This window comes from Halopseudomonas salina (genome assembly GCF_008641105.1).
This window is the reverse complement of the sequence record NZ_VTTI01000002.1, coordinates 246,711-259,542: the sequence shown is the minus strand read 5'-3', so window position 1 is coordinate 259,542 and position 12,832 is coordinate 246,711. Positions and strand designations below refer to the sequence as shown.

Annotated in this window: 8 protein-coding genes; 3 read left to right on the top strand and 5 right to left on the bottom strand. The window is 55.1% G+C overall.

Going from position 1 to position 12,832, the window contains the following annotated elements; translation table 11 throughout:
• Positions 1–12 precede the first annotated feature (12 nt).
• Positions 13–1,587: an ATP-binding response regulator gene (locus FZF01_RS04620; RefSeq protein WP_150276974.1), complete on the bottom strand. Its 1,575-nt coding sequence runs from the start codon at positions 1,585–1,587 to the stop codon at positions 13–15.
• Between the two features lie 204 nt (positions 1,588–1,791).
• Here FZF01_RS04620 and FZF01_RS04615 point away from each other — a divergent pair, with 204 nt between their 5' ends.
• Both FZF01_RS04615 and FZF01_RS04610 read left to right on the top strand, forming a co-directional pair.
• Positions 1,792–3,288, top strand: coding sequence for an ATPase domain-containing protein (locus tag FZF01_RS04615; protein ID WP_150276973.1), 1,497 nt, complete (start codon positions 1,792–1,794; stop codon positions 3,286–3,288).
• Positions 3,278–5,374 (top strand): ATP-binding protein, encoded by a 2,097-nt coding sequence (locus tag FZF01_RS04610; RefSeq protein WP_150276972.1) that lies wholly within the window; start codon positions 3,278–3,280, stop codon positions 5,372–5,374. Before FZF01_RS04615 ends, FZF01_RS04610 begins: the two co-directional genes overlap by 11 nt.
• Here FZF01_RS04610 and gdhA read toward each other — a convergent pair.
• From gdhA to FZF01_RS04595, 3 genes are all read right to left on the bottom strand, one after another.
• Positions 5,359–6,696, bottom strand: coding sequence for an NADP-specific glutamate dehydrogenase (gdhA, locus tag FZF01_RS04605; protein WP_150276971.1), 1,338 nt, complete (start codon positions 6,694–6,696; stop codon positions 5,359–5,361). The two genes, FZF01_RS04610 and gdhA, sit on opposite strands and share 16 nt — an antisense overlap.
• A gap of 267 nt (positions 6,697–6,963) precedes the next feature.
• Positions 6,964–9,348, bottom strand: a complete 2,385-nt coding sequence (locus tag FZF01_RS04600; protein ID WP_150276970.1) for a DUF6351 family protein — start codon at positions 9,346–9,348, stop codon at positions 6,964–6,966.
• A 136-nt stretch (positions 9,349–9,484) separates the two neighbouring features.
• Entirely contained in the window at positions 9,485–10,903 is a 1,419-nt protein-coding gene (locus tag FZF01_RS04595; RefSeq protein ID WP_150276969.1) for an aminotransferase-like domain-containing protein, read from the bottom strand.
• A gap of 194 nt (positions 10,904–11,097) precedes the next feature.
• Here FZF01_RS04595 and FZF01_RS04590 point away from each other — a divergent pair, with 194 nt between their 5' ends.
• A complete protein-coding gene (locus tag FZF01_RS04590) occupies positions 11,098–11,361 on the top strand; it encodes a YebG family protein (protein WP_150276968.1) in 264 nt (87 codons plus the stop codon).
• A 141-nt stretch (positions 11,362–11,502) separates the two neighbouring features.
• Here FZF01_RS04590 and FZF01_RS04585 read toward each other — a convergent pair whose 3' ends face one another.
• Positions 11,503–12,744 carry an OmpP1/FadL family transporter gene (locus FZF01_RS04585; protein ID WP_150277113.1) on the bottom strand — a complete coding sequence of 414 codons (1,242 nt, stop codon included), beginning with the start codon at positions 12,742–12,744 and terminating at the stop codon, positions 11,503–11,505.
• Positions 12,745–12,832 lie beyond the last annotated feature (88 nt).

Sequence of the window (12,832 nt, the reverse complement as noted above, 5' to 3'; positions counted from 1 at the left end):
GATGGTCGTCCTTCAAGGTATTACCCCGCGAGACACAAGGGTCGTTGCCTTCTCCATCGCCTGGCAAATAACTCTGGATAAACCGGCCTCATCAAAGGGCTTGGCCAATGTGGGTATGCCTGGGTCAGCCCGCTCGGTAATGTCCGAGTAACCCGATGCAATAATTACCGGCAACTTGGGGTTGGACACTTTCAGGCTTTCCACCAGTTGTCTGCCAGTGGTATTGGGCATGGCGTGGTCCGTAATGACCAGTGCGACTTCGAGATTCTTCAACATCTCAAGAGCTACGTCCGCAGAGGAAGCTTGAAAAGTGTGATGACCCATGTCCTCCAGAAGCGCACAGGTATTGGTCAGCACCAGGTCGTCGTCGTCAACTACGAGAATCTGTAATGGTTTGGTAGCAGAGGCGCACTGAGCAATGCTGGATGGACCGGCCTGCACAGTCAGCTCATGGCTAATCGGCAGCCACAGCTGGACTGTTGTACCTTTTCCCAGAACACTTTCTAACATCAGCTTGCCACCCAGTTGCTCGACTATGCCGTGTGCCATTGACAGCCCAAGCCCGGTACCCTTGCCAACGTCTTTTGTGGTGAAGAACGGTTCGATGGCCCGCCGAGCGGTTTCTTCATCCATACCGTCGCCGGTGTCGACAACCTCCAGCAAAACATATTCATTTGGCTCCATTACCGCTTCAACGCTATCGAAAGCGGTGGGTAGACGGGCCGAGATTAATACCTCGCCGCCCCCGGGCATGGCGTCGCGGGCATTGATGACCAGATTCAGAAGGGCCGTTTCCAACTGGTTACGATCGCCATGAATGCGGGGCAGGGCAGACGCGATTCTTGTATGAATCCGCATAACGGGCCCAATGGATTGCCGAATGAGACCTTGTATCCCCTGCAACAGGTCGGCAATTACCAATGTCTCTATTTTTAGTGGCTGGTGTCTGGAGAAGGCCAGCATCCGCTGGGTCATGGCAGCACCGCGCTCGGCGCCCTGAATAGCATTGTCAATCAGGTCAAGTACAGGGGAGTCAGGGGCTCGTTTCTTCGCCAGGTTCAGACTGATCAAGACGATGGTCAGCAGATTGTTGAAATCGTGGGCGACACCGCCGGTGAGACGACCAACGGCTTCCATTTTCCGCGCCTGAAACAAAGCTTCACGTGCGCGGTCGAGCTCCTGCTGGGTTTGATAGCGCTCGGTGATATCACGAGTGACCTTGGCAAATCCGGTGATAGAGCCCACCTCGTCGCGAATCGGATCGATAATCACGTGGGCCCAAAACCGCGAGCCGTCGTTTCTGACCCGCCAGCCCTCCGTCTCGAAGCGCCCCTGCGCCGCGGCAATTTCAAGACCACGCTTGGGCAAGCCGGCAAGTCTGTCTTCCTCGGTATAAAACAAGGAAAAAGGCAAACCAATTATTTCTTCGCTGGCATATCCCTTGAAGCGCTGCGCTCCAGAATTCCAGCTGGCAACGATACCGTCTGGGTCGAGCATGTAAACGGCATAGTCGATGATCGAGTCGACCAGCAGCCGGTAGCGTTCCTCCACGTTAGGCAATAGAGGTGACATATCTTGAATTTTCATGCCGATTTGCGGTCCTAGATGTTGAAGGTGCGAGCTGGCCCAGTGCTCTGAAACATTTCCTAACAGCCGCGAAGATTTTAACCATACTGGCTGATAAAATACGCCAATAAAGTGGCTCGGATGGTTTCAGAGTCAGAAAACAGCTGCCCAACAGCAGATTAGTACGTTGCTCTCGAGGGGCTGCGTCCCTTTTGAGGATATCGAATGGCAAAAACATACCCCGTCATCTCCACCGGCAACAACGGATTTGACGCAATTCTCAAGGGCGGACTGCCCCAAAACCGGCTCTATCTTTTAGAGGGCACGCCCGGTGCTGGTAAAACAACACTTGGCTTACAGTTCCTGCTCGAGGGTGTTGCCGCCGGCGAGCCCGTGCTCTACATCACCCTCTCAGAAACGGCAGAAGAACTTGAAAGTGTGGCGCATTCACATGGTTGGACACTCGATGGTATTGATCTGTTCGAGTTTTCTTCCACTGCTGAAGTGCTGGGCCAAAGCTATGAGCAATCCATCCTGCATCCCTGGGAGGCCGAGCTAGGCAATACCATTCGGCTGATCGAGGAAAAGGTAGAACTGCTCAAGCCAAAGCGACTGGTCTTCGACAGCCTGTCAGAAATGCGCCTGCTTGCTCAGGATCCCTTGCGCTACCGACGCCAGGTTTTGGCGCTCAAACAGTATTTCTCTGGTCAGCAGATCACCGTTCTGCTGGTAGACGATATGACAGGTTCTAACGGGGAGCGTGATAATCACTTGCACAGTCTTTGCCATGGTGTTGTTACCCTGGAACGGCTGACCCTGGAGTTCGGGGCCGCTCGCAGGCGCATGCAGGTACAGAAACTGCGAGGAGTGGATTTCGTAGCTGGCTATCATGACTTTACTATCAAGAAAGGTGGATTGGAGGTGTACCCTCGTCTCATTGCGGCCAAGCACCATGTCAAGTTCAGCACTGAATCAGTTTGTAGCGGGATAAAAGAGCTCGACGACTTGCTGGTTGGTGGCCCCCTACGGGGTACCAGCACTCTGGTAACCGGTCCGGCCGGCTCCGGCAAAACCACTCTGGCACTCGTATACCTGGCAGCTGCCTGTAGAAGGGGGGAAAACTGCACCATCTACGAATTCGATGAGCGGGTAGCCACGCTCATCAATCGCGCGGACAGCATGGGGCTCGACCTCAGTAGGTATGTAGCAAATGGTCAGCTGGTAATCCAGCAGATTGATCCGGCAGAAATCTCCCCCGGTGAATTTACCTGGCGAGTGCGCACCGAAGTAGAAGAACGCAACAGCAGGATGATCGTAGTTGACAGTCTTAATGGCTATATGGCCGCTATGCCTCAGGAGCAGCAGCTCATCCTGCAGATGCATGAGGTGCTGTCCTATCTGAGCCAGTTGGGGGTCGTCACCTTTCTGATAAACCCACAGCATGGGCTCATAGGCTCGATGTCCACCAGCCTCAACGTTTCCTACATAGCAGACTCAGTCATACTGATTCGCTATTTCGAAGCCCAAGGGAGGCTTCGCAAAGCGATTTCAGTACTCAAACACCGTACTGGCGCCCATGAAGATGCTATTCGTGAATTGCGGATTGACTCTCATGGCGTACGCGTTGGCGATCCACTGATAACATTCCGCGGCGTACTTACGGGCACCCCGGAATATTTTGGCGAAGAACACCTCATGGAAGAGAGGCAGCGTGATTTCTGAAAGACGACCTGAAGCGAAGACCCTTTCAATTGTTGCACCGTTCAAAGGGGATGCGCCCAGCCTGAACAAGCTTTTCTCAGGTAAGTACTATGTTCAGGTTCATTCCAATATCAACTCCCTTGCAGCAGAGCTCGGCGCGGGTACGGGGCTGGTCATCCTGACCGAAGAGTCCCTGCTGGGCGGAGTCGTTGCGCTGGACGAGGCGCTGGGTCGCCAGCCCAGCTGGTCTGATATTCCGACCATACTCTTGGCATCTAACAAAGGTCGATTGGGGCGTGATACCGATGTTGCCAGACGCCGTTTGCCTGCCTCCGCCGGCTACGTGATCGTGCTGGAGCGACCATTGAGTTCCGCATCGTTATTGAGTGCAGTTGATGCTGCCTGGGGTTCACGTGAGCGTCAGTTCGAGATGCGTGATCGCCTGGCTGAACTCGCGGAAGAACGCGGCCGGCTGACAACGCTTTTGGAAAACGTGCCCGTCGGTATCAGTTTCATGGACAGTCAGGGCAAATCAATCATCAGCAATCCGCTGTTCAGAAAGTATCTGCCCAGTGGAATTATTCCTTCAAAGCACCCGTCAAGCGCTGCACGCTGGATCGCTCGTGATTCAGAGGGTAAAAAGCTGGAGCCGAACATGTTTCCCGGCGCCAGAGCCCTCAGAGGCGAGGCCGCGACAGGTGTGGAGTTTTGCCACAAACTTGATAGTGGTTCCGAGTCCTGGATGCGTGTAAGCGCGGTGCCTTTGTACGACGAGCAGCGCAATATTCTTGGAGCCGCGTCGGTCATTCTGGATATAAACGAAGAAAAGCAGGCTGAGCTGTCTCTGCGCCGTTTTAATGAGGAGCTCGAGATTCAGGTACAGGCGCGAACACGCGAACTCAATGCCGCTATTGAGCGACTCAGAAAGGAGAGTGATGAGCGCGAACGAGCCGAGGACCAGCTCCGCCAGGCACTGAAGATGGAGGCGGTAGGCCAGTTGACCGGGGGTATCGCGCATGATTTCAACAATATGCTCACGGGCGTTATCAGCGCGCTTGATCTGATCAAGATTCGCATGGCTAAAGGCCAAACCAAAGACATTGAACGGTTTATGGACGCGGCCAACAGCTCTGCACAGCGCGCAGCCTCCTTGACCCAACGATTGCTGGCTTTTTCAAGGCGCCAACCACTGGACGCCAAACCCTTGCCAATCAACCGTCTGGTGTCGACTCTCAAGGATCTGCTGCAGAGAACGGTATCCGAGCAGATCGCCCTCACATTGGAGCTCTGTAGTGAGGATCCATGGATCCACGCCGACGGCAATCAGTTGGAAAACGCTATTCTCAATCTCGTCATCAATGCCAGGGACGCAATGCCTGCGGGGGGAGCCCTGATCATTCGCACTCGGCTTATCAAGTCCAATGAGGCTGAGCAGGGGCAGGTGTGTATTGATGTGCAAGATACCGGGTATGGAATACCCCACCATGTTCAGGACAAGGTCATGGAGCCCTTCTTCACCACCAAGCCGATTGGTCAGGGCACAGGGCTAGGTCTGTCCATGGTTTACGGCTTTGCTCAGCAAAGTCATGGTTACCTTACAATCAACAGCGTGCCGGAGAGGGGTACCAACGTAACCATCTGCCTGCCGGAAAACTACCAGGCTCACAAGGACTCAGCGCCTATTGAAAGGTTGGCTAAAGCAGGTAGCGGTCAGTCGATACTACTGGTTGAAGACGACGATTCGGTGAGGCTGATCAACAAGGAAGTGCTGGAAGAGCTCGGCTATCAGGTTACGGTGGCTCGCAACAGCGATGAGGCGCTCGAATCCTTTTACGTCATGGACCGCGTTGATCTGCTGTTGACCGATGTCGGGCTACCGGGAATGAACGGTCGGCAGTTGGCTGAGGTTATTCAGCAGCTGCAACCAAGGTTGCCTGTTCTCTTTCTCACCGGTTACGCAGAGAGCGCCATCAACCAGACCGATTTTCTCGGTCCGCATATGCAATTGTTGACCAAGCCTTTTACCATTGATGTATTGGCCAGCCGCGTAGCAAACATGCTGCTGGCCAATACACAGGAAAATGCTGGATATCAGACTACGCCCTGAGCGAGCATCGTGTCCGCAATTTTGACGAAGCCTGCTATGTTAGCCCCTTTGACATAGTTGATAAATCCATCATGTTCCCTGCCGAAATGCACGCAGGTGTTGTGGATCGACTTCATGATGCTGTGCAGCTTTTCGTCTACCTCACCGGCAGTCCAATGCAGGCGCATGGCGTTCTGAGTCATTTCCAGCCCGCTCACGGCAACGCCGCCAGCATTAGCGGCTTTACCCGGCGCGAACAGGATCTGGTGCTCCATGAACACATCGACGGCAGCCAGAGTGCACGGCATATTGGCACCTTCAGCCACGCATATGCAGCCATTCTGGACCAGAGCACGAGCGTCGGTTTCGTCAAGCTCATTTTGTGTGGCGCAGGGCAGGGCGATATCACACTGCAAATGCCAGGGCGTCTGTCCGGGGTAAAAGTCAGCGTTGTCGCTGGCCATTTCTTCCAGCCTTCCGCGACGTTCGTTCTTGAGCGCCATCAGCTCGAACCATTGATCAGACGTCATACCTTCGACGAAGTGCAGGGTACCGCCAGAGTCGGAAACGGAAATCACCTGCCCACCGAGTTCCAGCACTTTTTGCGCAGCGTACTGGGCAACGTTGCCGGAGCCCGAAATAGCGACGCGTTTGCCTGCGAAACCGGTATCACGGCCCTTGAGCATCTCTTGCGCAAAATACACACAGCCGTAGCCGGTCGCTTCCGGACGGATGAGGCTGCCTCCGTAGGTGGGGCCCTTGCCAGTCAGCACCGAAGTGAATTCATTGCGCAGACGTTTGTACTGCCCGTACATATAGCCAATCTCGCGTGCGCCAACTCCGATGTCGCCAGCGGGCACATCCACATCTGCACCGATATGACGCGCGAGTTCCGTCATGAACGACTGACAGAAGCGCATCACTTCTTCGTCACTCTTGCCCTTGGGGTCAAAATCCGATCCGCCCTTGCCACCGCCCATTGGCAGAGTTGTCAATGCATTCTTGAAAACCTGTTCAAAGGCGAGGAACTTCAGCACGCTCAGATTTACCGATGGATGAAAGCGCAGCCCACCCTTGTAGGGCCCTATGGCGCTGTTCATCTGTATCCGGAAGCCCCGATTGACCTGGACCTGGTTCTTGTCATCCATCCACGGCACCCGGAACATTATCACCCGCTCTGGCTCGACGAGACGCTCGATAATGCCACTTTTCAAGTACTTGGGATGTGATTCCAGAAACTCCCAAAGAGAGCTGAGTATTTCTTCCGCAGCCTGATGGAATTCAGGCTGGTCGGGATCACGCTTTTTGATATTCGCGAGACAGTTTTCCAGGGTGTAGGTCATTTGCATTCTCTTGTAGTAAGCGTGAAGAACATTATTGGCTTAAGGGCATATGCATACAGACACGCAGTCGCGCCTGACCCCGGGACTGGAAATAGACACAGTCGCGCGGTGAATATCGTTTTTTCAAAGGATTCCTTTCGGGGATCTACCAGGTTCGCTGCAGCTCTAACTGTAACAAAGTGATGCATTCTATGCACTATTGCGGTGCGAGCCATAAAAACAAAGCCCCGAAGTTCGGGGCTTTGTTTCTCAACCAGCGTAGGTATTTCAGTTCTGTGGGCGGCCCTGATCAGGCTCGTTATAGTTACAAACCCCCTCGGGGAAAATGGCATTCAGTTGCGTTATCTCCGCGGTGTCAGGCACCCAGCTTCCATAAGTACCATCGTTCAACGCAGTACTGATCGGCTTGAGAGTGCACTTGAAAATACTGCCCTCTATCGGCCCGCCGGCCTCCATGCGTGAGGTGGTATAGGTAGGGAACTGGCTAGTGCACAGGCCCTCCGGGTCGTTGTCGATTATTCCGTCCCATACGTCGGTGCCGGATGCAATCAGATCGCCCTGCGTTTCAAAGCAACTGTCCACTGCAGCGGCTGGCTTGTTTTCAGCGATGGTCTGGTCCGGATTCTGTTCGATGTTTTCAAGCCATTCGTGCAACACCTCAAGGGCCAGCCAGGTGTGATCGAATTCTTCCCGAGGGCGAGGACGAGCCGGGTCGGAAGTATCGGTCGGGCGAGTATCGGTAAACCATATAACCTGATTATCAGAATGGCCCATTTTGTTACGGATACGCTGGCGTGCGGAGAACGACTGATGGCTGTTGTGCATGTCGAGCACTTCTTCCAGGTAATGCCGCCATTCAATTACGGGAATATTCAGCTGACCATCGAATACCATTCCTGACTCATAGGCTGCCCGGATTGCCAGCAGATCACCCTCCGTGCGCGGCGCAGGTGCGATACCATCCGGACTGAGTAACATGTTCCGCCGGCTCCAGGGGTCGAACTTGGTAGGATCATTCATTACATCGGCGATGGTGCCGATAAAGGGAAAACCTTCCTGAACCATGTCCTCCGGCTGCTTCCAGCCGCCTACTTGCGAATTGAGTTTGAGAAACTCCTCAGGAGATATCTCATTGCTGGTCAGCGCATCAAGGCCGTATTGAACACCGACGTTATCGAACAGTGTTCGCGGATTACCTTGGGCATCTACGCCGTAGATATTGCGCAGGTCGTCATAGTGAGTCCAGTTAACCTGCTCCATTACCCCTGCAGGTTCCATCTGGGCCTGATTGGCCACCTGTCCGAACATTGGATTCATGACCAGGGGTGTCAAGCCGCGCCATGCAGGAATACACTCGGACATTCCGGGTGCCGTTGCGTAACCCAACATGGTCTTGGCGTCGGCGAAGGGATCGGGATAGTCATCTGTCGCATTCAGCCCTACCAGCAAAGAGCGATTCTCGGTGGTTTGCCAGCGTGCGTTGTTGCGGTCAGTCACGTCCATGTAGTGTTCCAGAAGTTCGCAATCGCCGATATGGATGGTCTGGGTGACCATGTCCGGATAGGCGTACTGCGGCACACCGGCATCCAGTAGGTCGGGGTGGTTCTGGGAGTAGACATACTGCTGGATTCCGCCGCCCGAGCCACCGATGGCCACGGTGTAGTCCGGCACACCGAAGCGTTTGATAAAGTGCTCCTTGACCATGAGTGCAGTTTCGCCGCCAACCTGGAGGTTGTAATGCGCATTGGTTCGGGTGCCGGAAGAGTAGATGACGGCATATCCCTTGCCCAGAACTTCTGGTGCCAAAGCTCGACCGCTGACTCGGCCCTGGGTGTGGCCGATGGCAACACCTCCCTCGAACTGGAACAGCAGCCGGCCATTCCAGTTATCAGTCGCTGCCGCATCTGCGGCATCTCCCAGGGTGGCAAGGGTGGCAAAGCTGTAAAGGAACCTGTTCAGCGTTCCGCGCTCCCAGCGCACGACGAAATCTACTTCACGGCCGTCGGTCAGGGTGGTGCTGGCCATGTCGGCTGGGCGAGTACCGTCGCCCGGTAGAGGCTGGTAGCTGCCGCCTGTAGTGCGATAAACAAATGTCACGAAGGGCTCAACCGAACAATCACGGCTTAGGCCGATCTGTGTACCTCCCTCGAATACCGGAAAACCTGTATCGCCATTGGTATCGACCAAGGGCTGTTTGTCCCACTCGCTGACTGTTGTGCAGACAAAGGGGTATTGCTGCGGGCCAGAGAAAATCGGACCAGTTTCTGGAAACGCTGACACAGCCATCGAGTCCAGCGGACCACGCTCGGTGTGGTGCAGCTCTATCCGGTTTTCACCCTCGCTCAGGCCCGGAATAAGCACCTCGATGCGGCCGTTGCGCCGCGTGACACGTGTCGGCTCGGTTTTCTGGTCATTAACCCACAGTTCCAGCTCTGCCACCTGTTGTTCAGTCAGGTCGACATCACCCTCGACGCCCAGCAGTACCGAGTTCCCGGTGACCTGGTCAGGACTGCTGGAGAGCACCGCTATAGACAACGCCGCAGGGTCTTCAATATCGGAGCTTGAACCGCCACCGCCACCGAGGCAGCCTGTGAGTGCCACTGTAAGTGCGCCAAGGGCGCAAGGTAATGCGTAACTTCTGAAAGGTGTCATGGTGCAGATCCCTCTGGGCCGGAGCCTTCTTGTTGGTTTTTGGAATCATCATGCTAGGCCCGGGGAGTGGAGCGGAACAGGTACAGATCCATGCATTTGACTGACACAGAGGAGTCCAGGGCCAGTACCCGAAGCGTCAAAGCCTCGCTGCGATATCGCCAAGACGCTGGATGGCCCTGCTGTTTTGCTCGCTGAGCGGATTGCCGGCATTCAACCGCAGGAAATCACTATGCCTCGGCCCGGCAGAGAATACGCTGCCGGGGAATACGTGTATGCCCTCAGCCAAGGCCAGATCGAAGAGTTGGCGCGCATCCCTGCCGCCAGGTAATCCAACCCATAAAACGCAACCACCGGTAGGTTGCCTGGCTGTGGTACCGGCGGGAAAGCATTCGAGGATCTGTTTCGAGGTCTGTTCTGTCTGTGTTGCCAGATGGCCCCGTAAATGCTGTATGTGCTGCGTGTAAAACCCGCTTTCCATTAACCGCGCCATCATTATCTGTGGAACCGAAGCGGTGGTGATGTTGCTGATCTGTTTCAGCTCCCGAATACGGCGGTGATAACGCCCGGGCGCAACCCAGCCAAGTCGTAAGCCGGGCATCAGTGCTTTGGAAAACGAATTGCAGTAGATCACCATGCCCGTTTCATCATAGGCCTTGGCGGGTAAAGCCTCTCCGGTGAATACGGTATCGCCCCAGATATCGTTCTCTATGATGGGTACGTCAAATTTGACCGCCAGGGCGACCAGCCTGCGTTTACGCTCCGCAGACATGGTAAAGCCCAGGGGGTTCTGGGCGTTGGTCGAAAGCAGGCAGGCTTTGACCTGTCCCCGTTTGAATGCCTGTTCCAGTGAATACAGGCATATACCATCCCGGTAATGCGTCGGGATCTCCAGGACACGTCGCCGCATGACGCCTAACGCGAGCAGGGTGCCATAGTAAGTGGGCGTCTCCACGGCCACAGTGTCTCCGGGTTGCGTCAGCGCGCGCAGAGCCAGTTCAATTCCCTCCATACACCCGTTGGTAGCCAGCAGCTCATGCTGGTCGATGGGTACGGGATAGTTGATGCTTCGCCGGGAGAGCTGATGGGTAAAGCGCTCATGACCATGGGGATGGGTATAGTCCCAGGACTCCAGTGCGTGCGTACGGGTAACCTCGCGCATGGTTTTGAGTATGCGGTCCACTGCTATCAACTGGGGGCTGGGCAGGGCGATTCCGAAGCGCACAAGTTCGGATCTCGCATGGGGCTCCATGAAATGAAGTATGTCCTCGCTCAGGGAGACCTCTACCGGCAGCAACGGGAAATGCGCAATATTGTCAGGGCGGGCTGGGGCAGGGAGCGCGTCCGCAACAAATACGCCGGAACGGGGACGCACTTCGATAAAGCCGTCAGCTTCCAATTGTCGAAAACACTGGGTGATGGTGTTCACACTGACATTGAACAGTCGACTGAGCGATCGTACCGAAGGCAGTCGTTCGCCCGATCGATAATTGCCCTGTCGAATATGGCAGCGCAGTCGCTCGCTGATGCCCTCGTACAGATACAGATGCTGTGCCATGAGCTGTGTCCTGAACCGGCTTGCTGGGTTGTTGTTGTGAGCCAGTTGGAGAAAGCATAGGCAATTGAGACTGAAGGCGCCAAAAAAAGTGACACGACAAAAAGGTGATAACTGTACGCACATACAGTATCCTGTGTCGGCCGGTCTGATCAAAGCGACAGAACGGATATCACTATCAAGCCAGAGGTATGAGTATGGCCGTTGAAGTTGTTTATCGTAGTAGCAGAGACCCGGAGCAGTTGTTCATGGATAAAGCCGAAGCTGATCGTCACGACAAGATGCTAGAACTGGCTGAAGCGCTCGGTGAAGTGCTGCAGACTGCGGTACCGTCATTGACCGAGCAGACCGCTGAAGATGTCAGCCTTTACCTGGCGCAAAATCGTGATGTGTTTGCCAAGGCATTCAAGAACAATTTGGGCGCGCTAGCTGATCTACTTCCCGCCGGCAACCCGTCCTGATAGGTCGTCCGCTCTAAAGGTGCCCGCCGAGAGGCGGTGTGATGCATTACAGCCCGGACGCTCCCTTTGTTGGCGCACCGAAGTTCGAGGTTGAATGAAAACGCCCCGACTGGTTCGGGGCGTTTTTGTGTACGCTATTAATTAATAGCTATAGGTCGCCTGGGCTGACAGACCATGGGCGCTGTTGCGGTAATCGGCGGTGTAGGCGGGACTGGTGTCGGATCCTGAGTAGCTGACACTGCCTTCATCTTCGTGCAAATAGGCATAGGCCACATCCAATGTCAGATTATCAGTGGCCTCCCAGCCAGCACCCAATGACAGAACCGTGCGATCACTGACCGGTATACGTACCGTACGGTCGGCATCGTTGGTTGGCGAGCGATCAAAGGCAACACCAGTACGCAACACCACACTTGGAGTGATCTGGTAGGCAGCCCCTAATGCATAGGCTACGGTGTCAGACCAATTGAGGTCCTCCTCGATATTGCCGAACCGCCCTGGGGCAGAGGGGTTTTCAATAACCAACTGATCAAACTGGCTCCAGCGGGTCCAGGTAGCACCGGCGTACAGCGTCCAGTATTCGTTGTGTGCATAGGTCAGCGACAGGTCAATCGACTCCGGAGTGGTGACGTCCAGCGTGGCGTCGTAGGTACCGTTAACCGGGATAGGGAAATCAGACACCTGGGTGTCGCCTTCCAGGGTGTAGTCAACCTTCGAGTGATAGGTCAGGCCCAGTGCCAGGCTATCGGTCAGATCAGCCAGAACGCCCACATTGAAACCATACCCGACGTCGTCTCCTTCAATATCCACATAACTATCGTTGAGCGGACTGGCAGCTACCGCACGGGTCAGGGTGCCTTCAATACGATTGATGGTGGGCCCGAAACCAACCGAGACCCGCTCGTTGATCCGGTAGCTGATTGTAGGCTGCACAGTAACTACCTGCACTTCGCTTTCCAGTCCGTGGTAGCGGCCCTGGAAGCTGTTCTCGTAGTCGCTGATCACGCCGAAGGGAACGTAGACGCCCAGACCGAAATGCCAGTTGTCGCTAAGGGGTTTGACGTAATAACCAAAGGGAATCGCGGTGAATGGCACCATATCGCCATCGTTGGTTCCGGTAGCCGGGCTTTGTACACTGCTGATGTCAGTGCTGGCGTCGATCACGGCAAAGCCGCCGCTGATCTGGGTACGCTCGATTTTCGACATGCCAGCAGGGTTGCCAAATACGGTGCTGGCGTCCTGTGCAGAAGACGACCGGCCCGCAAAACCCGTGCCCATGCCGCTAGCACTTTGCTCGTTCACGGCCACACCGTTGGCCATAGCCTGTGTGGAGGCCGCAGCAGCGGCTAGGGCGAGGGCGGTTCTAAGGCGTGTTTTGTTGATCATTTGGAACTCCGGAATTGGCAGGGGCGCGAAGACTATCGTCCGTTCCGACCCGTGTCCAACCCTGGGGTTCAGTTTTTTTCGATAA

Coding starts and splice junctions, on each gene's coding strand:
- FZF01_RS04590 (WP_150276968.1), top strand. CDS start 11,098: ATGGCCGTTGAAGTTGTTTATCGTAGTAGCAGAGACCCGGAGCAGTTG.
- FZF01_RS04600 (WP_150276970.1), bottom strand. CDS start 9,348: ATGACACCTTTCAGAAGTTACGCATTACCTTGCGCCCTTGGCGCACTT.
- gdhA (WP_150276971.1), bottom strand. CDS start 6,696: ATGACCTACACCCTGGAAAACTGTCTCGCGAATATCAAAAAGCGTGAT.
- FZF01_RS04615 (WP_150276973.1), top strand. CDS start 1,792: ATGGCAAAAACATACCCCGTCATCTCCACCGGCAACAACGGATTTGAC.
- FZF01_RS04595 (WP_150276969.1), bottom strand. CDS start 10,903: ATGGCACAGCATCTGTATCTGTACGAGGGCATCAGCGAGCGACTGCGC.
- FZF01_RS04620 (WP_150276974.1), bottom strand. CDS start 1,587: ATGAAAATTCAAGATATGTCACCTCTATTGCCTAACGTGGAGGAACGC.